We start from the raw sequence: 25,066 nt of genomic DNA, 5'->3' as shown, positions 1-25,066 counted from the left end.
GCCTCCTTACGCCACTTCGAGAACCATGGCTGCCCCGAGGCCACCGGCCGCGCAAGCAGTATTCAGCGCCAAACCACCGCCACGGCGCTGCAATTCACGTAACGTCTGGGTGATCATCCGCGCGCCGGTCGCCGCAAACGGATGACCAAAGGCCAGCGAGCCACCGAGGACGTTGAATTTATCCATATCCACCTCGCCAATCGCCCGGTCGCGACCAAGCTTGTCGCGGGCAAACTCGTGGCTGGCGAACATGTTTAGGTTGGCCAGCGTTTGCGCGGCAAACGCTTCGTGCATGTCAATCAGACTCAGATCGGCGAGGGTGATGCCGGCCCGATCCAGCGCCATCGGCGTGGCGTAAGAGGGGCCCATCAGCATGTCTTGCCACACGTCAATGGCGGCAAACGCGAAACTGCGGATATAGCCAAGCGGCTCAAAACCCAGCTCGCGCGCGCGCCCTTCCCGCATTAGCATCACGGCGGCCGCGCCGTCGGTCAACGGGGTCGCATTGGCGGCCGTGACCGAGCCATGCACCCGGTCAAACACCGGTTTGAGCTTGGCGTAACTGGCCAGTTCGGAGGCTTCACGAATGTTGTTATCGCGCTCAAGGGCCTGTCTATAGGGAGCCACGTGGGCGGCAAACACTTCGCCATCGAGCTTGCCGTCGGCCCACGCCTTGGCCGCCAGCGAGTGGGAGCGATGTGCCAGTTCATCCTGGGCGGCGCGGCTTATCTGATGGCTTTTGGCCATCTGCTCGGCGGTCTGGCCCATGGAGAGCCCGGTGGAGTATTCGGCCACTGCCGGCGGTACCGGCAACAAGTCTTTAAGGCTTAACTGGCGCAAGATGGCAAAACGTTGGGAGAGATTGCGCGCCTTGTTGAGATCCACCAATGCCCGCGCCAGCCGCTTGCTCACCCCGATGGGCAGCACCGAAGAGGAGTCCGCCCCACCGGCGATACCGATATCAATGGCGCCGGCCATGATCGACTCGGTCACATTGGCCACCGCCTGAAAGCTGGTGGCGCAGGCGCGCGACACGCTGTAGGCATCGGTGGTGACACTCATGCCGGTGCCCAGCACAATCTCGCGGGCAATATTGGGCGCTTCGGGCATCTGCACCACCTGGCCAAACACCACCTGCTCAATCAGGGCGGGATCAAGCTCCATACGGGCCAGCATTTCGCCGACCACCAGCTTGCCAAGATCGACCGCAGGCACCCCATGATAAGCGGTGGCCTGCTTGGCAAAGGGTGTACGCAACCCCGTCACCACGGCGATCCGCTCACCCTGGCGCGTGGTCAGTGACAATGGTTGTTTCATCCTGGCTCCTTGCGATGATAACGAAGAGGTCTGACCTCATTTTGTCACATCGTAACAATTCGCTCACAAGTTTCATACAGTTGATTGAAACATTTTCTTGCAGCGTGATCGCCTCGGCTCGCCAAGCTGACAAGGCTGGAGTATAAAAAGAGTAACCTCAATAAAAAACAACGAGTTCCCCGCATGCCATCGGCCCGTTTCCAGCAACTCAAAGAGACCCTTAATCGGCAGATCCTGGGACAACCGGATCTGATCGAAGGATTACTGATCGCCCTGCTTTGTGACGGACATGTATTGATTGAAGGGGCGCCGGGACTCGCCAAGACCCGGGCCGTCAAGGCGTTAGGCGCGGCGCTTGAGGCCCGCTTTTCCCGCGTTCAGTTCACCCCGGATCTGCTACCGGCCGACCTGACCGGCTCCGAGGTGTTCCATCCGCAAGATGGCAGTTTTGTCTTTCAACCGGGCCCCCTGTTTCACCATCTGATTTTGGCAGACGAGATCAACCGGGCACCGGCCAAGGTCCAGTCGGCGCTGCTCGAAGCGATGGCCGAGCATCAAATCACGGTGGGCAAGAAGAGCTGGCGCCTGCCGCCGCTGTTTATGGTGGTGGCGACGCAAAACCCGATTGAGCAAGAGGGCACCTATCCGCTGCCAGAGGCCCAGCTGGACCGCTTCTTACTGAAACTCACCGTCAACTACCCCACCCCGGCGCTGGAGCTGGCCATCTTGCAGCAACACCGCTTTGGTGAGCTGCCACCCGATCGCGATCAGCCGCTAACCCAGGACGAGGTGCAGCGCGCCCGCAAGGCAGTGCTCAAAGTGGCCATGCAGCCGCGTCTGGAGCAATACATCGTCGAGTTGGTGTGTGCCAGCCGAGAAGACCCTGATCGGCTGATTGCCTACGGCGCCAGTCCACGAGCCACGCTTGGGCTGTCGCGGGCTGCCCGCGCCAAGGCCTGGCTGGCGGGGCGCGATTATGTGGTGCCCGATGACATTCGCGCGCTGGCTTTGCCGGTGCTGCGCCATCGCCTGCTACCAAGCTATCAGGCCGATGCCCGTCAGCTCGGCAGTGATGAGCTGGTCGATATGCTGCTGGATCGGGTGCCATGCCCTTAAGCGAGCCGGCGCTGCTCGCCGACCCCATGCTGGCCCTCTCCCTTGAGCAACTCCTTGCGACACGCATGCTGGCGCGCTGGTCAGCCGATCGCAAGGTGCCGCTGCATCACGGCGCCAGCGGCCGCCAGCCCGGGCTCTCTTTTAAAGAGCTGCGCCCTTATCAGGCCGGCGATGATGTGCGCCATATTGACTGGCGCGTCACCGCACGCCTCGGCGCGCCCCATACCCGCCTCTACAGTGAAGAGCGTGACAGCGCTCGGGCAGTACTGGTCGATCTTGGCCGCGAGCTCTATTTTGGCTCTCGCTGCCAGCTAAAAGCGCGCCTTGGCTGTGAATTAGCCGCCACCTTGCTCTGGCAAGGGGCCGGCAAACCGGTGTGGCTGGGCGCAGGCTCAGGCCCGCTGCAGCACGACCGGCGCCGCCCCGAGCCACTGCTTAGCCATCTTAGTGACGCGTACCGCAGTGCCTTGGCCACACACGGGGATGAAACACCGCTCACCCGCCCGTGGCGAGCGGCGCTGGAGCGGCTGCCAGCTGGCACCACGCTGCATCTGATCACCGACCATCGCCCCCCTTCTGATGAGCGCACCCAGCTGTTGCAGCGCCTGTGTCGCCGTTATCCACTGCATGTGTGGCAGATAGTTGACCCACTGGAAGAGGCGCTCCCGGCGGGCGCCCGCCTGCCGGCACGACGTGACAACGGTGGCGGCTGGCTCGATGGGGGCCGCGCCAAGCGCTACCATGAGGCCGCAAACGCGCGCGAGCAGGCGGCCCTGGCCGCCTTGCTGCCCTTGGTGACCCGTCTTTACCGTCTCGATAACGGCCGACCGTTTGCCGAGCAGTGGCAGGAGGGACCATGTCGCCTGATCTGAGCTGGCTCTCAGCCCTGCACGATATTCATCCGGGCCCTTTGCCGGGCGAGGCGAACCGGCTGCCGGCACTGGGTATGTGCGCGGCGGCCCTGCTGGCGCTGATGCTCGCCCTGCATCTGCTGCGCGTGATGACGCAGCGCCTGTACTGGCGTTATCACAGCCAGGAGCTCCCCTGGGATGAGCTGCACGATGCACTGCGCGAACTGAGCGCCAAACGCTGGCCCGAGCTTGCCGCGCTGCCTACCGCGGCCTGGCTAGGGGCACTCGATACCCTCACGGGAAGCCAGTTACAACGCTGGCAACCCCAGTGGGATGGCTGGCGCTTTGGCCCCATGCCTCCCGGCCCCATTAGCCGCGATCAGCTCGATGGCGCCTTACGCCCGGTGTTTCGCGCCCTGTTTCCACTGTGGCCAAGCACGCGCAGCCAGGTTGCATCCAGCGGAGGGCGCCGATGAACCAGCTCTCTCTGGCTTGGCCCTGGGCGCTGCTGGCGTTGGCACTGCCGCTACTGATCCGCTTCGGCGCGCCCGCCAAGCGCCACCCGGCCGCCCTGCATCACGATGGTTTGGCCCTTCTCTCGGCCACCCCGCGCAGCCACGATCTCATCGCCCTGCTGGCCTGGAGTTGTCTGGTGCTGGCGCTGTGCCGGCCGCAGTGGCTCACCCCACCACATATCAGTTATGAGCAGAGCCGCGATCTGTTTGTGGCGGTCGATCTGTCCGACAGCATGCGCGCCGAGGACATGCTCGATGGAGGGCAGCAGCAGGCGCGCCTTCGCGCCGTACAGCAACGGGTCACATCCCTGATCACGGCGCGGCCGGGGGATCGTATTGCGCTGATCGTTTTTGCCGACCACGCCTACCTGCTCTCCCCCCTCACCCGCGATCATCAGGCGTTGCTGCAACTTGCCGATGAGCTCGACTTTGATCTGGTGGGGCGCACTACGGCCATCGGAGAGGCGCTGGCACTGGCGCGCCAGCATCAGGATGGTGATCGCCCGGCGGCGCTACTGCTGATCACCGATGGGCGCAATACCTCAGGCAATGCCGATCCGCGTGAAGAGGCGCGCCGCGCCACCAGTCAGGGGATGATCATTCACACCCTGGGCGTTGGCGCCGATCCCGATACGCCGCTGCTGCCCGCCAATCAACGCGATCCCAGTGCCGAGCTTGACGAGCCGCTGCTGCGTGAACTGGCCACCTTGGGGGGCGGCCACTATTTTCGGGCCCGCTCGCAAGAGGATCTGGCTAACATGCAGCGCCAGCTTGATCAGTTGCTCCCCACCGCCCTGCCCCGTTATCAGTTGCCGCAAGCCCTCGAGCTCTATCCCTGGCCACTGGCGCTGGCCCTGCTGTTACTGTTACCGGGCAGCCTTCGGCCACGCTCAGCGAAGGAGCCCACATGAGCGAGATCATCGTGCTGCGCCCGCTCTGGTTGTTGGCTTTGCTACCTTGGCTCTGGTGGTGCTGGCAGGCGCGCCGCCCTGCGCCGTTGTTTGCGCCCCCCTTGGCCCGCTATCTGCTGGCGCGCATTCCGCCGGCACGTCCTTGGCGTCAGATTGCGGCCCTGATGATGATTCTGGCGCTGGCCGGTCCTGCCAGACCGCAAGCACAGCAGCCACTGATGCAGGCGCCGCTCGATGTCTGGCTGCTTGATCTTTCCCCCTCCATGCTGGCCACCGATCTGGCGCCGGATCGCGCCACCCGCGCCCGCTTGTTACTGCAAGAGCTGCTTGCTCGCAGCACCGGCCAGCCGATTGCGCTGATCTTGTTCTCTGCCGATGCCTATCTCGCCCTGCCGCCGACCGATGATCGGGCCGCGCTGCGCGCCCTGCTGCCTGATTTGCGCCCGGATGTGATGCCGACTGCCGGCAGCGCACCGTCCAAAGCGGTGCGCCTGGCCCTGGATGCGCTGGCGCGGCAAAGCCCGGCGCGCCTGCTACTGGTCACCGATGGCGTAAGCGAAGATGAGTTAAAGGCGCTGCGCCATGCCCTGCCCTGTCAGCAGCGCTGGTTGCCCTGTGATGGCCCCAGGCTCGATATCGTGCTGCTGGCGGGCGACAGCCCGATGCGCCTTGAAGGCGCGCAGGGTTTGGCGCTGCTACCAGCACCGGATCGCAGCGCGCTGCGTGCGCTGGCGCGGCTAAGCGGCGGTGAGCTCTATGACGGCGCCCACGAGCTGCCGCCGCTGCTTAGCCAAACCACCAGCCGCCAACTGGGCGCCGGTTGGCAGGATCTCGGCCCCTGGCTGCTACTGCCACTGCTGTTGTTGGCACTGCTCGCCCGTCGGGGTCAGCTCTGGCTGGTGCTGCTCTGCCTGCCACTTCTGACGCCCCCGCCGCTGCAAAGCGCAGAGAACGTCAACCAGACAGCCGCCCAGCCGGAGCCACTGCCACAAACTCGCGAGTTAGGCGCGCTCGAGCTCTACGAGCAAGGGCGCTACCGTGAAGCGGCTGCGGCGTTTACCGACCCAATCTGGCAGGGCAATGCCTGGTATCGCGCCGGTGAATATGCCAAAGCCGAAGCGGCCTACCGACGCAGTGACAGCATCACGGCCCTGTATAACCTCGGCAACGCCTTGGCCTATCAGGGGCGATTTGATGAGGCGCGCAGTGCCTATCGCGCCGTGCTGGCCCGCGATCCCAAGCATCAGGATGCCCGCGCCAATCTGGCGCTGCTGGAACAACCTCCGGCCCAATCGCAGCAACAGGCACCTGCGGGAAGCGCTCTCGAGCGCACCCCCACCAGCCCACAGCAGGCCGAGCAGGGCAACAGCCAGGCGGCCCCTCCCGTGGTATTGCTGCGTGAGCGATTGCGCAAGCAGGCGGAAAAGCGGCCCACGCCAAGGGTGGAGGAGACATGGTAAGGCGCACGCTTTGCTTGCTCTGCGCCTTGCTGCTGAGCCTTACCGCTCAGGCGGCCATTCGCACCAGCGTGCTGGCCACCCCCGATGGCTGGCTGCTGCAAATCGAGAGCGACGAGCCGGCCTCGCTCGATGCCTCTGTGTTACTGCGTCAATTTGTGGTCGGGCAGATCAGCTCAGAACAATTGGGCGCGCCGGATAAACCGCTCTATCGCTGGACCATTCCCCTCGCCACCCCACCGGGTCGGACGGCGCCCGAGCGCATCCCGCCGCTGCGACTCGGTGCTGCAACCCTTGCGCCTCTTTCCTTGCCCACTCCCTCTCCTGCCGCGCAGCCGGCTGGCAACCCCGCGGCGCAGCCAAGCCCTCAGGCAGACCAATCTCAGAGCCAGACGCTGTCGGGTATAACCCAAGAAGCCACGCTCAGCGTGACGGGCCCGCTCTATGTGGGGCAGCCGGTTATCTACCAGCTGGTATTGTGGCTGCCGGCCAATTTGCAGACCCCGCGCCTTGATGAGTTGCAGGTCGATGGCATGCAGATAAGGCGTCTGGGAGAAGACAGCTGGCGCGCCCCACTGCAACCCGGCGGCAGCGGCCAGTTAATACGCCGCTGGCTGGTGCAACCAAGGCACAGCGGCACGTTTACCTTAAGCGCCCCACTGTTAACCGCCACCGAGCCGCTGCCGGGCGGGGCGACTTTGCCGGTCCAATCGCGCGCCAATGATCTGACCTTGAGCGTGCGCGACACCCCATCACTGCCCGTGGCCCGCAGCCTGACATTAACCGAAGAGCGGCAACCCGACCGGCCGCTGCAACCCGGTGAGCCGCTGATCCGCACCCTTATCTTGCGCTGGCGCGATGGGGATCTCTCTACTCTGACGCTACCCACGCCGTCGGTGGCAGGCTTGAAAGTGCTGCCGGATGGCCAACAGGAAGAGGAGCATTTTCTGGCCAGCGGCGAGTTGACCGGCGAGCGGCGTATTCGTCAGGCCATCAGCGCCGAGCGCCCCGGTCACTATCAGCTGCCCGCCATTGATCTGCGCTGGCTCGATACCCAAGGCGGTGAGGTGCGCCAGTTACACCTCCCCTCCCAAAGCATCACCTTTAACGCCCTGCCGGCCGCAGGCAGCGCGCACCTGCCCGGCGTATTGGATGTGCTGCTGATGGCACTGGCGCTGCATCTGCTGCTGCCACGGCTGCGCCGCCTCGGCTCGGTGCTCGGGCTGGTTGTCAGCCTGGGCGCAACACCAGAGAGTGCCAGAGCGCGCTGGCGCACTTGGTCGAGCCATGCCCTGCCAGCCTCGGTGCCACAGCCAACCGGTTTGGCCGAGGCATTGACAGCCCTTGAGCGCGCCTGTTTTGATTCAAGCTGGCAACAAGCGCATGACGGCTCTGCCGCAGCCTTTCGCCGCGCACTGCTGCGCCATATCAGCTGGTTGATGGCACCGCGCAGCCCGGCCCCGGCCAAAGAGAGCGCCCTGGATGATGCGTGAGCGCATCCGCACAACCGATTGCTACACGGAGAGTCCATGATCGATCATCTCGACCATATCGTGCTGACTGTCAGCGATATTGAACGCTCAGTCGCGTTTTACCGCCGGGTGCTACTGCTTGAGGAGGTGACCTTTGGCAATGGGCGCCGGGCGCTACGCTTTGGCAATCAGAAAATCAACTTGCAGCGACTTGGGCAAGAGCCGCGCAATCGCGCGGCGGTGGGCTCGGGGGATCTCTGCCTCATCTCGCACTGGCAGATGGAACGCATTCAGGCACATCTGGCCAAAGAGCAGATTGAGATTGTGGAAGGTCCGGTCAAAAAATCCGGCGCAACCGGGGAGATATGCTCAGTCTACCTGCTCGATCCTGACCAGAATCTTATCGAGATCAGCGTCTACCCGGATAAGCCTGCATCCCTGTAACACATGGGCTTACAGGGCGTAGCGATCGCGCTCACCGGTTCGGATATGCACCACCATCGAGAGTGGTAATACCAGCAGGCGTCCATCACCGTGATGCCCCGTGTTGGCTTCGCGCACAATGATCTCCACCACCGAGGCCACCTGCTCGTAGGGTACGGCAATCTCCACCTTGATGCGCGCCACCCCATCGGTCACATCATCGCTGGCCAGGGTGCGATCATGAATACTGCGCGGCCAGCCAACCCCGCGCACGTCACTCACCGTCATGCCGTGTATGCCGTATTCGGCCAGCGAGCGGCGCACGTCATGCAGTTTAAACGGTCTGATTGTGGCGCTAATCCATCTCATCCCCTACCCCCTTTCGGCCAACCACCGATGGGAAACAATCAAGTCCCATGCCAGCATCGCACAAGCACGACGTTTGCCAAGGCATGGCCTTCTAACGCCATATAAAAGTGACAAAAATGTCAAATTTGGCGCAGTGTGCACCAGTGATGTGCACTGACGTGGGGAAATCCGCGGAAAAAAACAGCCGGGCAGCAGCGCCCGGCTGTGAGCATGGCGGATCGGAGAGGGTGATCCGCCAAGAGGGGGACAACCTTACTTGGAGAGGGCTTTATCCAGCTCGGCAATCTTGGCCGACCAGATGGCCGGGCCAATGGCGTGGGCGTTGTTGCCTTCGCTATCGACGGCCACTGCCACCGGCATGTCTTCGACCTCAAACTCATAGATCGCTTCCATGCCAAGATCAGCAAACGCCACCACGCGAGCCTTCTTGATGGCCTTGGAGACCAGATAGGCCGCGCCACCGACTGCCATCAGATAGACCGCCTTGTGCTCCTTGATGCTCTCGACGGCCTTGGGGCCGCGCTCGGACTTACCAATCATGCCGATAAGACCAGCCTGACCCAGCATCATGTCGGTAAACTTGTCCATCCGGGTCGAGGTGGTCGGGCCGGCCGGGCCAACCACTTCGTCGCGCACCGCATCGACCGGGCCCACGTAGTAGATAAAGCGGTTCTTGAAATCGACCCCGTCCGGCAACGGCTCGCCACGAGCCAGCATGTCGGCAATGCGCTTGTGGGCTGCATCACGGCCAGTCAGGATCTTGCCGGACAGCAGCACGGTTTCACCGGTCTTCCAGCTGGCAATGTCGGCCTTGGTAATGCCATCGACATTCACGCGGCGCACATTTTGGCCCACTTCCCAGGTGATTTCTGGCCAGTCAGAGAGCTTGGGCGGCGTCAGTTCGGCCGGGCCCGAGCCATCCAGGGTAAAGTGCACATGGCGAGTGGCGGCGCAGTTGGGGATCATCACCACCGGCTTGGAGACCGCATGAGTCGGAGCGGTTTTGATCTTCACATCGAGCACAGTGGTGAGGCCACCGAGACCCTGAGCACCGATGCCAAGGCGGTTAACCTTGTCAAAAAGCTCAAGGCGCAGCTTCTCTTCGGCGGTCTCGGCGCCCTTGGCGATAAGCTCGTGGATGTCCACGTGCTCCATCAGCGATTCTTTGGCCATCACGGCCGCTTTTTCAGCCGTGCCCCCGATGCCGATACCCAGCATCCCCGGTGGGCACCAGCCTGCGCCCATGGTCGGCACGGTTTTCAGCACCCACTCAACCACGTCATCGGAGGGGTTAAGCATCACCATCTTGGATTTGTTTTCGGAGCCACCGCCCTTGGCCGCAATGCTCACTTCAACCTTGTCACCGGGGATCATGTCGATATGAACCACACCCGGCGCGTTGTTGCGGGTGTTCTTGCGCGTTCCCACCGGGTCTGCCACCACAGAGGCGCGCAGCGGGTTATCCGGATGGGTGTAGGCACGGCGGACGCCCTCATCCACCATCTCCTGCACGGTCAGGTCACTGTCCCACTGTACCTGCATACCAATTTTCACAAAGCAGGTGACGATACCGGTATCCTGGCAGATGGGACGGTGGCCTTCGGCCGCCATGCGCGAGTTCAGCAGAATTTGGGCGATGGCGTCTTTGGCGGCAGGGTTCGCTTCCTTGTCATACGCCTCTTTCATGGCGTTGACGAAATCAAGCGGGTGATAGCAGGAGATGTATTGCAGGGCATCTGCGATAGAGTCGATAAAATCTTGTTTTTTTATAATGCTCATAGTGGTCCTCACTCGTCCTTGCTAAGTGATGGTGCAGGCACTGCAAGGGCGTCCTAGGTGTACCACCTTGCACACGTTACTTTGGCATGTAGCGGGCAGGCAGCGACTTTGCTCAACATTGCCGGGCTATGATACGCTCCCCCCCCCAGGCGGACTAGGGACCACCTCTCAAAACTGCCGATCCGGACAAAAACTCCTTAAAAATTATGAATCAACCCTTGCACATCGCCCCCTTCCCCTCCAGCGCGCCGCGCGAGCTGTTTGCACGACTGGCACACCTGCCGTGGGCCATGTTGCTGGAATCGGCCGGCCAGCCGGGCCCGGATAACTGCATCGATATCCTCTGCGCCGATCCGCTCGCCACCCTGCAAACCCGGGACGACATCACCGAGATTACCCATGGCGGTCAGCGCCATGACAGTAGCGACGATCCTTTGGCTCTGCTGGCTGCGTGGCAGCAGCGCTTACTTGGGAAGCAGGATGCGCCAGAGCAGGGAGTGCCCTTTACCGGCGGCGCCATGGGACTGTTTGGTTACGACCTCGGGCGGCGTTTTGAAACGCTGCCATCCACGGCCTGTGCGGATATTGCCGTGCCGCAGATGGCGGTGGGGATCTATGACTGGGCGGTGCTGTTTGATCGCACCACGCAGCGTTGCCAGTTGTTAGTACGCGGTGATGCCACCGCCTGGCAGGCGCGCTACGACTGGTTGATGGCGCAGCAAGCCGGTCCGTTGGCCCCGTTTACCCTGACCTCAGGCTGGCAGAGCAACATGAGCCGGCAGGCCTATGGCGAGAAATTTGCCGCCATTCAGGAGTACCTCAAGGCCGGGGATTGCTATCAAATCAACCTGACCCAGCGCTTTAATGCAGCCTATCAAGGGAGCGAGTGGCAGGCTTACCTGCGCCTCTCGGAGGGCAACCGCGCCCCTTTTTCTGCGTTTTTACGCCTGCCGGAGGCGGCCATTTTAAGCCTGTCGCCGGAGCGTTTTTTGCTGCTCGATGATCGCCACGTCGAGACCAAACCCATCAAGGGAACCCGCCCGCGCCACCCCAACCCGCTGCTAGATGCTGCGGCAGCCGATGAGCTGGCCCAGGCGCCAAAAGATCGCGCCGAAAACCTGATGATCGTGGATCTGCTGCGTAACGACATCGGCCGGGTCTGCACGCCGGGCTCGGTGCGGGTGCCGCATCTGTTTGCCATCGAGAGTTTCCCGGCGGTGCACCATCTGGTCTCGACCATTCATGGCGAGCTGGCCGCGCCCTACCTGGCGTGCGATCTGCTGCGCGCCTGTTTTCCCGGCGGCTCGATCACCGGCGCACCCAAGATCCGCGCCATGCAGATTATCGAAGAGCTCGAGCCGGTGCGGCGCAGTGCCTATTGCGGCAGCATCGGTTACATCAGCCAGCATGGCCGGATGGACACCAGCATCACCATTCGCACCCTGATTGCCGCAGGCGGACAGCTCTACTGTTGGGCAGGCGGTGGCATTGTTGCCGACTCGGAGGTTGACAGCGAATATCAGGAGACCTTTGACAAGCTGTCGCGGATTTTACCGCTGCTGGAATCCCTATGAGCCACTGGTTAACCCGCTACTTGCTCACGCTGCCACCACCGGCCGCCCGTCCCCATCCTGCGGGGCTGGATCAGGCGGCGGTGCTGGTGCCGCTGGTCAAGCGCCAGGATGGCTGGTATCTGCTGCTGACCCGGCGCGCCGCCACCTTGCGCCATCATGGCGGCCAGGTGAGCTTTCCCGGTGGGCGCCGCGACAGCACCGATGCCAGCCTGATTGCCACGGCGCTGCGCGAGACGCAGGAGGAGCTTGGCATTGCCCCGGCGCTTATCTCGGTACAAGGGAAACTGCCGGCACTGCCCACCGTGTCGCGTTTCTGGGTGCAACCTGTGCTGGCCTGCGTCAGCCATGCCTATCACGCCACCCCCAATCCCGACGAAGTGGCGCGCGTGTTCGAAGTGCCGCTCTCGTTCTTGCTCAATCCCGCCCACTACCGGCAAAAAGTGGTGATCCGACGGGGTCAGCGCCACCCCATCTGGTTTATTCCCTGGCAGGATGAACTGATCTGGGGCGCCACCGCCGCCATGATCCAGCAGCTTGCTTGTCTGCTCGATGCCGAGCGCTGGCATTCAATTAAGATTGAACAAGTTTAATTTTTGTTTAATTTTTATAATCCTGATCACAAGATTGTCATTAAGCTCGTAGTCTATCCGGTAAAACCCGCGTCACCTCACCTTTTTCCTGAGCAAAATCAGTATTCTTGCGCCGCGAACTCAATCCAAATATGGGGAATCACATGTCCGAGAACGTCACAAGCGCGCAGGGAATTGCAGAACGTCAGGAGCAAGGGATCCGCTCCGTACAAGCTCGCGGTTGGACGAAACAAGACAGCACCTGGGTCATCAGCCTGTTCGGCACAGCCGTTGGTGCCGGGATCCTGTTCCTGCCGATCAACGCCGGTATGGGTGGCTTCTGGCCGCTGGTCGTGATGGCGCTGCTAGTTGGTCCCATGACCTACTACGCTCACCGTGGCCTGGCCCGCTTCGTGCTCTCTTCCAAGCAGAAGAACGCCGACATCACTGAAGTAGTGGAAGAGCATTTCGGCGCCGGCGCCGGCAAGCTCATCACCCTGCTCTATTTCTTTGCCATCTACCCCATCGTGCTGATCTATGGCGTAGGGATCACCAACACCGTTGAGAGCTTCATGGTCAATCAGCTGGCCATCTCGGCACCGCCGCGCTGGATCCTCTCCATTGTGCTGATCATGGGCATGATGTCGGTCATGCTGGCCGGTGAGAAGCTGATGCTGAAAGTGACCGAATTTCTGGTCTATCCGCTGATCGCTATCCTGGCCGGTCTGTCGCTCTACCTCATTCCGGACTGGAGCGGCGCCGCGCTGTCCGAGGTGCCGAGCGCCAAGGATTTTGGTACCACCTTGTGGCTGACCATTCCGGTGCTGGTGTTTGCCTTTAACCACAGCCCGGCTATCTCCAGCTTTGCGCTGGCCCAGCGCCGCGACCACGGTGACAAGGCTGTGCACAAGACCGACGCCATCCTCAAGCGCACCTCCATGGTTCTACTCGGGTTTGTGATGTTCTTCGTCTTCTCCTGCGTCATGAGCCTGACCCCGGCCCAACTTGCAGAAGCCAAGTCGCAGAACATTGCCGTGCTCTCCTATCTGGCCAACCAGCATGCCAGCCCGGTGATCTCCTACTTCGGCCCCATGGTCGCCTTCGTGGCCATCGTCTCCTCCTTCTTCGGCCACTATCTTGGCGCCCGTGAAGGCCTCAAGGGTCTGGTGCAGCAGCAGATGCGCAGCAGCGGCAAGAGCGTCAACGAGAAGAAACTGGAAGTGTTCATCATCGGCTTCTTCATCCTGACCCTGTGGGCGGTGGCGGTCATCAACCCCTCCATCCTCGGCATGATTGAGTCTCTCGGTGGTCCCATCATCGCCACCATCCTGTTCCTGATGCCGATGTACGCCATCAAGAAGGTGCCGTCGATGGCCAAGTATCAAGGCGCAATCAGCAACGTGTTCATCACAGTGATGGGTCTTATCGCCATCTCTGCCATCCTGTTCCAACTGGTAGGTTGATGATCTGACGCACAAAAGCGGGACTGCCTGGCGGTCCCACTTTACTTTTTGCGCCCCCGCTCACGCCCCCCGGCTTCCTTTCGAGTTAAATAAAATTACAATAATTATACAAAACTCATAATGGAGCCTCTGCCCATGATCAGCGTGTTCGACCTTTTCTCCATCGGGATTGGCCCCTCCTCCTCCCATACTGTCGGCCCCATGCGGGCCGCTCGCGCGTTTATTGAGCAGCTGCGTAGCGATCAACGTCTGGCGCAGGTGACCCGTGTCGAGACCGAGTGCTACGGCTCACTCGGCCAAACGGGCAAAGGCCACGGCACCGGCAAAGCGATCATGCTGGGGCTGGCTGGTTTTGAACCCGACACGGTCGATATCGATGCTATTCCGGCTTTTTTAGCCGAACTGGATCGCAGCGAAACCCTGCTGCTCGGTGGCAGCCAACCGAGCGCATTTCCCCGCCAGGGCGCCATCATCTTCAACCGGCGCAAGACCCTCGCCTGCCACACCAACGGCATGACCCTGCGCGCCTTTGCCGGTGAGACCCTGCTGTTTAGCCAGACCTACTACTCCATTGGCGGCGGCTTTATTATCGAAGAGAGTCAGTTTGCCACCGCGCGCAGCGACGCGTTGGCTTTTGATCTGGCTCACCCGGTTCCCTACCCGTTTGATACCTGCGCCGAGCTGCTTGCCCACTGCAATGAACAGGGGTTGTCGGTGGCGGCCGTCATGCTGGCCAACGAGAAGGTGTTTCGCAGCGAAGCCAAGATCAAAGAGGGGCTGCGCCGCATCTGGGAAACCATGCGCAGCTGTATCGAGCGCGGTTGCCGCAGCGAAGGGATGCTACCGGGCGGCCTTAAGGTTAAACGCCGCGCCCCGGCGCTCTATCGCCAGCTCACCAGCGAAACCGGCTTTAACAAAGATCCACTGATGGTGATGGAGTGGGTCGACTTGTTTGCTCTGGCGGTCAATGAAGAGAACGCCGCCGGTGGACGGGTGGTGACCGCCCCCACCAATGGCGCAGCCGGCATCATTCCGGCGGTGCTGCACTACTATGATCGCTTCGTGCACAAGGTCGATGACGACGCGCTGGTCCGCTACTTTCTGACCGCAGCCGCCATCGGCATCTTATATAAGAAGAACGCTTCCCTCTCCGGCGCCGAAGTCGGCTGTCAGGGGGAAGTGGGCGTGGCCTGCTCGATGGCGGCCGGTGCACTGGCTGAGCTACTGGGCGGCAGTCCGGGCAATGTGGAGAACGCCGCCGAAATTGGCATGGAGCACAATCTCGGGCTCACCTGCGATCCGGTGGGCGGTCAGGTGCAGGTGCCCTGCATCGAGCGTAACGCCATGGGCGCGGTCAAGGCGATCAACGCTGCCAAGCTGGCCCTGCGCGGTACCGGCGAGCACAAGGTCTCGCTCGACAAGGTGATCAAGACCATGTGGGAGACCGGCAACGACATGAAAACCAAATACAAAGAGACCGCGCGCGGCGGTCTGGCGGTCAACATCACCGAATGTTGAGTCATTTGAATACAGAAGCCCGGCAGATGCCGGGCTTTTTTATGAAAAACGTTTAGCCAAATGGCGAAACCCTAAAATTAATTTTATACTCCGCGCCGAATCTCAACAAAAGTAGACCTATTTCAACTTTTTTTAAGTTTTGTGCAGGTAGACTAGCCTCCGTTGGTATCGAATGGCATGTCTGACCCCTCCCGGTCATACGACAACAAGAAAAAGCAGTGCGGGTCCGCCCCTCACTTTCAGAGGTAATGATTTCATGATCAGCGTGTTTGACATCTTCAAAATTGGTGTGGGTCCCTCCTCTTCCCACACCGTCGGTCCGATGAAGGCCGCCAAGCAGTTCGTAGATGAGTTGCGCGCCAGCGGCAAGATCCGTGATATCACCCGGATCCAGGTCGATGTCTACGGCTCGCTGTCGTGGACCGGTAAAGGGCACCACACCGATACCGCCATCATCATGGGGCTGGCCGGCAATCTACCGGAAACCGTCGATATCGACACCATTCCCGACTTTATCAGCCGCGTTGAGCAGACCGAGCGCCTGCCCATCGGCCTGCACTGCCACACTGTCAGCTTCCCGCGCAGCGCCATGGTGTTCCATGACGAAGCCCTGCCCCTGCACGAAAACGGCATGACCCTGACCGCTTTCATCGAAGATGACGCGGCCTATCGCAAGACCTATTACTCCATCGGCGGTGGCTTTATCGTCGATGAAGAGAACTTCGGCAAGGCCGACAGCGGCGACATGCCGGTCTCTTACCCGTTCAAGAGCGCGGCTGAACTGGTTGCTCACAGCAGCCAGACCGGTCTGTCCATCTCGGCCCTGATGATGGAAAACGAGAAGTGCTTCAACACGCCGGAAGAGATCTACAAGAAATTTGGCAAGATCTGGACCACCATGCGTGAAGGCATCGAGCGGGGCTGCCGCACCGAGGGCGTCCTCTCCGGTCCGCTGCGTGTGCCGCGCCGTGCCGCGCCGCTCTATCGTCAGCTGACCACTAACGAAAGCCTCTCCAACGATCCGATGAACATCGTTGACTGGGTCAACATGTTTGCGCTGGCAGTGAGCGAAGAGAACGCGGCCGGTGGCCGTGTGGTGACCGCGCCGACCAACGGTGCTGCCGGTATCATCCCGGCCGTACTGGCCTACTATGACAAGTTCATCCAGCCGGTTGGCCGTGACGAGTACGCCCGCTTCTATCTGGCAGCCGGCGCCGTCGGTATCCTTTACAAGATGAACGCCTCCATCTCCGGTGCCGAAGTCGGCTGCCAGGGTGAAGTGGGTGTCTCCTGCTCGATGGCCGCCGCCGGTCTGACCGAGCTGATGGGCGGCAGCCCGGAGCACGTCTGTGAAGCAGCGGAAATCGCCATGGAGCACAACCTGGGTCTGACCTGTGATCCGGTGGCCGGTCAGGTGCAAGTGCCCTGCATCGAGCGTAACGCCATCGCTGCCATGAAGGCCGTCAACGCCTCGCGCATGGCCCTGCGCCGCACCTCCAAGCCGCGGGTGTCACTCGATAAGGTCATCGAGACCATGTACATCACCGGTAAGGACATGGACTCCAAGTACCGTGAAACCTCCCGTGGTGGCCTGGCCATCAAGGTGCTGCAAGTTGCCTGCGATTAACCTATCAGGTTGTCATTGATAAGACCCCTCGTTAATGAGGGGTTTTTATTTTCCGGTGCGGTGACGAATGCAAAACAATTAATCACCACTTCAAATCAAAATTATTGCTCTGCGCGCCTTAATTTCCCTCTGACATACATTGACGCCGCAGCGCTCACTGCATATTGAAATAAAGCGCATTGTCCAGTTAACCAATAATCCCACCGGTTTTATTCAATCGCCGCAGCGATAAAAAAACGTTTCTGCCAATTTAGCGCAGCGCTCGACACACTTTGACACCAATCCTTACCGATTCTTTTCGCTTGCTGCGGTAGGCGTCTATCCGCTGCGATGCTAGGCTTTGCACGTCAAAGCCAGAGGCCCCGCGCGCTCGTTGGCATGGCATCCATCAGATATCGTCGTTGCAAGGTCTCGCCGGCTATTGGAGATCTTGCATCACCTGACATGAGCATTATTGCCAAATGAACCAGTATCGCCGTTGCGTTTTTTATCCCTGCTGCTGCCCACACCCGGTTTAAGGTTCGTTCTGTTAACTCAATGGATAACGGTGGCGGCGCATATTGGTATCCATGCCTCACCTGACCCATCTCATTGATTGACGACGCATACACTCATTTCATCCAAATTCCTTTAATGTGCGAAACACCGCGATGACGACTAAAAAAAATATCCTGCGCCTCCTCTCTCTGCTCGCCGTCACCGGTGTTGCTGGCGCATTGATCGTTCACTACTGGCCTGCCGCCGGCCAAACCGCCAAACACGCCCAGATGGGGGGGATGGGACGCGGCAAACGAGGAGGCCCCATGCTGCCGGGCGGCAGTGTGCCGGTACAAACCACCACAGTGGGTATTGCCGATGTCCCGCAATATGTCACGGCGCTCGGTACTGTGGTGCCAAACGCCAGCGTGACCGTGACCAGTCAGGTGGACGGCCAACTGATGAAGGTCTTTTTCAGCGAAGGTCAGCAGGTGAAAAAGGGGCAGTTACTGGCCCAACTTGATGCACGCAGCTACCAGGCAACGCTGGCTCAATACGAAGGGGAACTGGCCCAGAACCAGGCGCTGCTCAAAAGCGCCAAGCTGACATTGACCCGTTACAAAGAGCTTTACGCCAAAGACTCGCTGGCCAAGCAGGATCTCGATAGTCAGATTGCCACTGTCGGTCAATATCAGGGGGCGGTCAAAGCCGATCAGGCGCAGATTGCGGCCGCCAAGCTCAACATTGACTATGCCGCCATTACAGCACCGGTCAGCGGCCGGGTCGGTTTGCGTCTGGTCGATCCCGGCAACGTCGTGCACTCGAGCGATACCACCGGCCTTGTCACCATCACTCAGATCCAGCCGATTGCCGTGACCTTCAGCGTGCCGCAATCCTATGTGCAGACGCTGCTCAAAGCGCTGCATCAAGGCACTACCCTGCCAGTGACGGCGCTTGATCAAGACGGCACCACCGAGCTTGCCAGCGGCAGCCTCAACTTTATCAGCAACGAAATAGACAGCAGCACCGGCACGGTGAAGCTCAAGGCGATGTTCGCAAACAGCGATGAAGCGCTCTATCCCAACCAGTTCGTCAACGCCCGCCTGCAGATTGGTCAGTACCGGCAGGTGCCGGTGGTATCGAGCCAGGCCATTCAGCTCTCCAGCGACGGCAGCTTTGTCTATGTGGTGGGGGCAGATAACACGGTCACCCGCACGGCCGTCAAAACCGGCCCGCAACTGGGCACCGATCAACAGGCCATTTTGGAAGGCCTCAAGGGTGGCGAGCAGGTGGTGACGGCAGGTATCGATAATCTCAATACCGGCAGTAAGGTCAGCGTCGTCACCGCGAGCAGCGGGAGCAAGGGCCAGCAATGAATCCGTCCAGACTGTTTATCCAGCGGCCGGTTGCCACCATCCTGCTGATGTTCGGGGTGCTGCTCTCTGGGCTGTTTGCCTATCGCATGCTGCCCACCTCGGCCCTGCCGCAGGTGGACTACCCGACCATTCAGGTCACCACCCTCTATCCGGGCGCCAGCCCCGATATCATGGCCTCGTCGGTCACGGCGCCGCTTGAGCGTCAACTCGGCCAGATGTCGGGCTTAAGCCAGATGTACTCCACCAGCTCCGGCGGCGCGTCGGTCATTACCCTCACGTTCAGCCTCGATTTGTCACTCGATGTGGCCGAGCAGGAGGTTCAAGCCGCCATCAACGCCGCCGACAGCCTACTGCCGGATGATTTACCCAATCCGCCCACCTACAAGAAGGTCAACCCGGCCGACACGGCGGTGATCACCCTGGCGGCCACCTCCGACAACCTGCCGCTGACCAAGGTGCAAGATCTGGTGAACACCCGGATTGCCCTCAAGCTCTCGCAGATCTCCGGCGTGGGATTGGTGACACTGGCAGGGGGCAATCAGCCGGCCATCCGGGTACGCGTCGATCCCAAGGCGCTGGCCGCGCACCACCTCAGCCTTGAGGATATTTACACCCTCATCAACAACAGTAATGTGAACGGCTCCAAGGGCGGCTTTGATGGTCGTTATCACTCCATCACCATCGACGCCAACGATCAGCTGCGCGATGCCAGCGAATACGGCAAGCTGATCCTCACCTACGAAAATGGCGCAGCGCTGCGCCTGCGCGATATCGCCACCATCGAGCAAGCACCGGAAAATACCTTCCAGTCGGCTTGGGCCAACCAGAGCCCGGCGATCGTGATCAAGGTGCAACGCCAGCCCGGCGCCAACGTGATTGAGGTGGTCGATAGCATCAAAAAACAGCTGCCGACCCTGCAACAGGCGCTGCCCGAAGGGGTCAAGCTCTCGATTCTGGCCGATCAGACCCAGACCATTCGCGCCTCGATAGCCGATGTGCAGTTTGAGCTTTGCCTCTCGATTGCACTGGTCATCATGGTGACATTCCTGTTCCTGCGTAATGTGCCCGCGACCTTTATCCCGAGCATGGCGGTACCCCTTTCGCTGATCGGCACCTTTGGCGTGATGTATCTGGCTGGATTTAGCCTCAATAACCTGTCGTTGATGGCGCTGACCATCGCCACCGGTTTTGTCATCGATGATGCCATCGTGGTGGTCGAAAACATCGACCGGCGGCTGGAGGCGGGCGAGTCGCCGTTGCAGGCGGCGCTCAAGGGCTCCGAGCAGATCGGCTTTACCATCATTTCGCTCACCTTTTCGCTCATCGCCGTGCTGATCCCGCTGCTCTTTATGGGCGATGTGGTCGGCCGGCTGTTTCGCGAGTTTGCCATCACGCTGGCGGTGTCGATCTTTGTCTCGATGCTGGTCTCCCTCACCCTGACGCCCATGCTGTGCGCCTACTTGCTGCGCCATATTCCGCTGGAAAAGCAGAGCACCTTTTACAAAAAAGGGGGGCAGGTATTTGATCGGATCATCCGGGTTTACGATCGGATGCTGACGGTGGTGCTCAATCACCAACCGCTCACCCTGATGGTGGCACTCGGCACCGTGCTACTGACTGGGCTGCTCTATGTGGTGATCCCGAAGGGCTTTTTCCCGAGTGAAGATACCGGACTGGTGCAGGGGGTCACGTTGGCCTCTCAGGATATCTCCTTCTCCGAGATGGCCCGTCGTCAGCAGCAGCTGGTTGAGCTGATTTTGCAAAACCCGAACGTGGACAAGGTCTCCTCGACCATCGGCGTCGATGGCAGCAACACCAGCCTGAACAGCGGTCGCCTGCAGATTGCCCTCAAACCCTTTGATGAGCGCAGCGAACGGGCCGACGCGATCATCGATGAGATCGAACAGACCAGCGCGGCGGTCAGCGGCATCGCGCTTTACTTGCAGTCCTCTCAGGATCTGTCGGTCAACGATCAGGTGACACCGAGCCAATATCAGCTGACCCTTGATGACATCGACAGCGAAAAGCTGGTGAGCTTTACCCCCAAACTCGTTGACGCCCTGGCCCGGGAGCCCGAGTTCAACCACGTGACCAGCAACTTGCAAGATCAAGGGCAGGTCGCCTACGTGGAGCTCAACCGCGATGCCGCTGCTCGCTATGGCATTACCGCCTCGGACGTGGACACGGCGCTCTACAACGCCTTTGGCCAGCGGCTGATCTCGACCATCTTTACCCAGTCCAACCAGTATCGGGTGGTGCTGGAAGTGGCGCCCAAATACCAGCAATCGCCGGCGTCACTGGATGATATCTATCTGGCCGGCACTGCGACCACCGATTCATCGACCAGCACCAGCACATCGAGTTCAAGCACCACCACGACCCCCATGGTCAAGCTCACCTCGATTGCTACCGTGCGCATGCAAACCGGCTCGCTGGTGCATGTGCGCCTGAACCAGCTGCCGGCGGTGACCCTCTCGTTTAACCTCAATAACGGCTACTCCTTGAGCGATGCCCAGGCCAAGATCAGCCAACTGACCACCGCCTTGGCGATGCCCGGCAGCACCACCTTGCGCTATCAGGGAGAATCGTCGGCCTTCCAGTCTGCCACCGGCAATACCCTGTGGCTGATCCTGGCGGCGCTGGTCACCATGTATGTGGTCCTCGGCATCCTCTATGAGAGCTTCATCCACCCGGTGACCATTCTTTCTACCCTCCCCTCGGCGGCGGTGGGTGCCTTGCTCACCTTGCTGTTTGCCAATACCGAATTCAGCCTGATTGCCCTCATCGGCGTGATCTTGCTGATCGGGATCGTCAAAAAGAACGCCATCATGATGATCGACTTCGCACTCGAGGCCGAGCACAAACAAAAGCTCAGCCCGCGCGAGGCCATTCATCAGGCTTGTCTGCTGCGCTTTCGGCCGATCCTGATGACCACCATGGCCGCCCTGCTCGGGGCCCTGCCGCTGATGCTGGCACAAGGATCGGGCGCCGAATTGCGCCGCCCTCTGGGTCTGGTGATTGTCGGTGGTCTGGTGTTTAGCCAGGTGTTGACGCTGTTCTCAACACCGGTCATCTATCTGTGGTTTGACCGCTTGGCCGTGCGCGGCCGGCGGTGGTGGCAACGCATCAGCGGGCGGGATCAGGCATGAATATCTCCCGGACCTTTATCCTGCGACCGGTCGCCACCGTGCTGCTAACGCTGGCCTTGGTGCTGCTTGGCGCCCTGGGATACCGCTTTTTGCCAGTTGCCTCCCTGCCCCAGGTCGATTTTCCGACCGTGATGGTCAGTGCCAGCCTGTCGGGTGCCAGCCCTGAAACCATGGCCGCCACCGTGGCAACCCCGCTGGAGCGGGCGCTTGGCCAGATTGCCGGCATCACCGAGATGACCTCGATGAGCTCGCAAGGCTCGACCCGGATCATCATTCAGTTTGAACTCAGCCGCGATATCGACGGTGCCGCCCGCGACGTGCAGGCGGCGCTCAATGCCGCGCGCAGCCTGCTGCCAAGCAGCATGCCGTCGCTGCCCACCTACCGCAAAGCCAACCCCTCCGATGCGCCGATCATGGGCATGGTGCTGACATCCAGTCAGCGCACCAGCGGTGAGCTCTACGATTTGGCCTATAGCAAGCTGCAACAAAAAGTGGCGCAGGTGAACGGCGTGGGGAGCGTCAGCGTAAGTGGCAGTGCCCTGCCGGCCGTGCGCATCGATCTCAAACCCCAGCAGCTCACCCACTACGGCATCTCGCTCGATACGGTGCGTAGCGCCATTGCCAATAGCAGCACCAATCAGCCGAAGGGTTTTTTACAAGGGGATAGCCAGTCCTGGATGATCACCGGCAACGGCCAACTTGATAAGGCCGCGCAATATCGGACCCTGGTGGTGAGCTATCAGGATGGCGCGGCCATTCGCTTAGGTGACGTGGCCAATGTCTACGACTCGGTCGAGGACAAGTTCAATCAGGGTTATTACAACCAGCAACCGGCGGTGATGATGATGATCACCCGCCAGGCCGGCTCCAACATGCTGGAAACCGCCGATGCCATCAAGGCGCTGTTGCCACAACTGCGTGAAGCACTGCCCGCCGATGTGACCCTCAAACTGGTCATTGATCGATCCGAGTCGATTCGCTCTTCGTTATATGACACCGAAGAGACGCTGCTGATCGCCATCGCCCTGGTTATCGGTGTGGTGTTTGTCTTTTTGCGCAACGTCAACGCCATGCTCATCCCTGCGTTGGCCCTGCCAGCCTCGCTGATTGGGACCTGCGCCTTTATGTATCTGCTTGGCTATAGCCTGGATATTTTGTCGCTGATGGCCCTCATCATTGCCACCGGTTTTGTGGTGGATGATGCCATCGTGGTGCTGGAAAACATCATGCGCTATATCGAGGCGGGCTACAGTCCGCTGCGCGCCGCGCTCAAGGGGGCCAAAGAGGTGGGCTTTACCGTGCTGGCCATGACGGTGTCGCTGATCGCGGTCTTTATCCCGATCTTGCTGATGGGCAGTATCGTCGGCCGGCTGTTTCGCGAGTTCGCCGTTACCCTCTCCATCGCACTGATCATCTCGATGGTGGTCTCGCTCACATTGACCCCGATGCTCTGCTCCCTGTTTTTGAAAAAACAGACCGCCGAGCGCACGCCCAACCGGGTCTATCAGGCCATCGAATCGGCGCTCAACGCCCTGCTGGCCTGCTATGAACAGGGGCTGCATCAGGTACTCAAACACCCGCGCTGGACCATAGTGACCCTGCTACTGACCGTGCTGCTCAACGTGTTTCTCTACAGCTCGGTGCAAAAAGGCTTTTTCCCCAATCAGGACACCGGCCTGCTAATGGGGGCGCTGCGGGCCGATCAGAACGTGTCGTTCCAGGCCATGAAACCCAATATCCAGGCCTTTACCCAGGTGGTGCAGGCCGACCCGGATGTGGAGATGGTGACCGGCTCGACCGGCAGCGGCGCCTTTGGCTCACGCAATACGGCTACCCTGTTTGTCGCCCTCAAGGACGTGGCACACCGCAGCGCCGACTCTTCGACCATCGCCAACCGCTTGATGGCCAAAACCCAGCACTTAAGTCCCGGTGTGCAGATGTTTCTGATGCCGGTACAAGATCTGCGCATGGGCGGTCGCAGCGCCAATGCCTCGTATCAATACACCCTGATGGCCGATGATCTCGACACGCTGCGAAGCTGGACCCCCAAGGTCAAAGCAGTCCTCGAGAAACTGCCCGAGCTCACCAGTGTCGATTCCGATGCACAAAACGGCGGCCAGGAGGTGATGCTGACGGTTGACCGCGACAAGGCCACCCGCCTTGGTGTCTCGATGAGCACGCTCGATACCTTCTTAAATAACGCCTTTAGCCAGCGCCAGGTGGTCACACTCTACAAAACCTGGAACCAGTATCACGTGGTGATGAACCTAAGCGACGAGTACAGCAATGATCCGCAGGTGCTCAAGCAGCTCTACGTGATCAGCAGCAGTGGCGAACAGGTGCCGCTCTCTGCGTTTGTGACCTTCTCAGGTGGGACGTCCCCTTTGTCGGTGAACCATCAGGGCCAGTCGGCCGCCAGCACCATCGCCTTTAATCTGGCAGACGGGGTATCGATGGAGACCGCAGATAACGCCATCAAGGTGGCCATGGCACAAATTGGCCTGCCCGATACCATACAGCGCGGCTTTGCCGGAACCGCCCAGCAATATACCGAGCTCGCCAGTGCCATGCCTTGGCTGATTATGGCGGCCTTACTGGCTGTCTATATCGTGCTTGGAATGCTCTACGAGAGCTATATCCACCCGCTGACCATCCTCTCGACCCTGCCCTCCGCCGGGGTAGGTGCCTTGTTGCTGCTGATCCTCACCGGCCAGCAGTTGACGGTGATTGCGCTGATCGGGATCTTGCTGCTCATTGGGATTGTGAAGAAAAACGCCATCATGATGATCGACTTCGCCCTGATGGCCGAGCGCACACAGCACTTAACGCCCGAAGAGGCCATCACCAAAGCCTGCCTGATGCGCTTTCGCCCCATCATGATGACCACCCTGGCCGCCTTTTTTGGTGCGCTGCCGTTGGCGCTGGGCAGTGGCGGCGATGCAGATCTGCGCAGTCCACTGGGCATTGCCATCACTGGCGGGCTGGCGTTAAGCCAACTGCTGACCCTTTTTACCACGCCGGTGGTGTATCTCTATCTCGATGAAATGAGTCGGCGCGGTCGCCAGTTCTGGCACCGTTTTGCGACCCGTTGATGTGCAGGATG

The 25,066-nt window shown here is 60.7% G+C and carries 18 protein-coding genes; 15 read left to right on the top strand and 3 right to left on the bottom strand.

The window, feature by feature from the left end; translation table 11 throughout:
- Positions 1–6: 6 nt before the first annotated feature.
- A complete protein-coding gene (gene fadI, locus BW958_RS04370; RefSeq protein ID WP_076574505.1) occupies positions 7–1,317 on the bottom strand; it encodes an acetyl-CoA C-acyltransferase FadI in 1,311 nt (436 codons plus the stop codon).
- A gap of 183 nt (positions 1,318–1,500) precedes the next feature.
- Between fadI and BW958_RS04365 the strand changes: the two genes are divergently transcribed.
- Genes BW958_RS04365 through BW958_RS04335 form a run of 7 tightly spaced genes read left to right on the top strand, consistent with a single transcriptional unit; the run spans position 1,501 to position 8,083 of the window.
- Positions 1,501–2,433, top strand: coding sequence for an AAA family ATPase (locus BW958_RS04365; RefSeq protein ID WP_076574504.1), 933 nt, complete (start codon positions 1,501–1,503; stop codon positions 2,431–2,433).
- Entirely contained in the window at positions 2,424–3,305 is an 882-nt protein-coding gene (locus tag BW958_RS04360; RefSeq protein WP_076574503.1) for a DUF58 domain-containing protein, read from the top strand. The genes BW958_RS04365 and BW958_RS04360 overlap by 10 nt, the downstream gene beginning before the upstream one ends.
- Complete coding sequence (locus BW958_RS04355) at positions 3,290–3,760, top strand: hypothetical protein (protein WP_076574502.1); 471 nt, start codon at positions 3,290–3,292, stop codon at positions 3,758–3,760. Before BW958_RS04360 ends, BW958_RS04355 begins: the two co-directional genes overlap by 16 nt.
- The gene (locus BW958_RS04350) at positions 3,757–4,710 is read left to right on the top strand and encodes a VWA domain-containing protein (RefSeq protein WP_076574501.1); all 954 of its coding nucleotides are present in this window, start codon (positions 3,757–3,759) and stop codon (positions 4,708–4,710) included. Before BW958_RS04355 ends, BW958_RS04350 begins: the two co-directional genes overlap by 4 nt.
- Positions 4,707–6,170, top strand: a complete 1,464-nt coding sequence (locus BW958_RS04345; RefSeq protein ID WP_076574500.1) for a VWA domain-containing protein — start codon at positions 4,707–4,709, stop codon at positions 6,168–6,170. Before BW958_RS04350 ends, BW958_RS04345 begins: the two co-directional genes overlap by 4 nt.
- Positions 6,164–7,660, top strand: a complete 1,497-nt coding sequence (locus tag BW958_RS04340; protein WP_083687235.1) for a BatD family protein — start codon at positions 6,164–6,166, stop codon at positions 7,658–7,660. Before BW958_RS04345 ends, BW958_RS04340 begins: the two co-directional genes overlap by 7 nt.
- A 36-nt stretch (positions 7,661–7,696) precedes the next feature.
- Positions 7,697–8,083, top strand: a complete 387-nt coding sequence (locus tag BW958_RS04335) for a VOC family protein (RefSeq protein ID WP_076574498.1) — start codon at positions 7,697–7,699, stop codon at positions 8,081–8,083.
- A 9-nt stretch (positions 8,084–8,092) separates the two neighbouring features.
- Here the strand turns inward: BW958_RS04335 and BW958_RS04330 are convergent, their stop codons facing one another.
- Complete coding sequence (locus tag BW958_RS04330; RefSeq protein WP_076574497.1) at positions 8,093–8,431, bottom strand: P-II family nitrogen regulator; 339 nt, start codon at positions 8,429–8,431, stop codon at positions 8,093–8,095.
- A 252-nt stretch (positions 8,432–8,683) separates the two neighbouring features.
- A complete protein-coding gene (locus BW958_RS04325; RefSeq protein ID WP_076574496.1) occupies positions 8,684–10,210 on the bottom strand; it encodes a fumarate hydratase in 1,527 nt (508 codons plus the stop codon).
- A gap of 206 nt (positions 10,211–10,416) precedes the next feature.
- Between BW958_RS04325 and pabB the strand changes: the two genes are divergently transcribed.
- The 8 genes from pabB (at position 10,417) to BW958_RS04285 (ending at position 25,055) form a co-directional block, all read left to right on the top strand.
- Complete coding sequence (gene pabB, locus BW958_RS04320) at positions 10,417–11,784, top strand: aminodeoxychorismate synthase component 1 (RefSeq protein ID WP_076574495.1); 1,368 nt, start codon at positions 10,417–10,419, stop codon at positions 11,782–11,784.
- Complete coding sequence (locus tag BW958_RS04315; RefSeq protein WP_076574494.1) at positions 11,781–12,374, top strand: CoA pyrophosphatase; 594 nt, start codon at positions 11,781–11,783, stop codon at positions 12,372–12,374. The genes pabB and BW958_RS04315 overlap by 4 nt, the downstream gene beginning before the upstream one ends.
- Before the next feature lie 143 nt (positions 12,375–12,517).
- The gene (locus BW958_RS04310) at positions 12,518–13,816 is read left to right on the top strand and encodes an HAAAP family serine/threonine permease (RefSeq protein WP_076574493.1); all 1,299 of its coding nucleotides are present in this window, start codon (positions 12,518–12,520) and stop codon (positions 13,814–13,816) included.
- A 135-nt stretch (positions 13,817–13,951) separates the two neighbouring features.
- Positions 13,952–15,334 carry an L-serine ammonia-lyase gene (locus BW958_RS04305; protein WP_076574492.1) on the top strand — a complete coding sequence of 461 codons (1,383 nt, stop codon included), beginning with the start codon at positions 13,952–13,954 and terminating at the stop codon, positions 15,332–15,334.
- Between the two features lie 256 nt (positions 15,335–15,590).
- Entirely contained in the window at positions 15,591–16,961 is a 1,371-nt protein-coding gene (locus BW958_RS04300) for an L-serine ammonia-lyase (RefSeq protein WP_076574491.1), read from the top strand.
- 650 nt (positions 16,962–17,611) lie between these two features.
- Positions 17,612–18,814 carry an efflux RND transporter periplasmic adaptor subunit gene (locus BW958_RS04295; protein WP_083687234.1) on the top strand — a complete coding sequence of 401 codons (1,203 nt, stop codon included), beginning with the start codon at positions 17,612–17,614 and terminating at the stop codon, positions 18,812–18,814.
- Complete coding sequence (locus tag BW958_RS04290; RefSeq protein WP_076574490.1) at positions 18,811–21,963, top strand: multidrug efflux RND transporter permease subunit; 3,153 nt, start codon at positions 18,811–18,813, stop codon at positions 21,961–21,963. The genes BW958_RS04295 and BW958_RS04290 overlap by 4 nt, the downstream gene beginning before the upstream one ends.
- On the top strand, positions 21,960–25,055 hold the full coding sequence (locus tag BW958_RS04285; RefSeq protein ID WP_076574489.1) for an efflux RND transporter permease subunit: 3,096 nt from the start codon (positions 21,960–21,962) through the stop codon (positions 25,053–25,055). Before BW958_RS04290 ends, BW958_RS04285 begins: the two co-directional genes overlap by 4 nt.
- The last annotated feature ends 11 nt before the right edge of the window (positions 25,056–25,066 follow it).

The sequence above is a fragment of the Aeromonas sp. RU39B genome (genome assembly GCF_900156095.1).
In the GTDB taxonomy this organism is placed as follows: domain Bacteria; phylum Pseudomonadota; class Gammaproteobacteria; order Enterobacterales; family Aeromonadaceae; genus Aeromonas.
The sequence above is the reverse complement of the archived record's forward strand: the minus strand, read 5'-3'. Positions and strand labels throughout refer to the sequence as shown.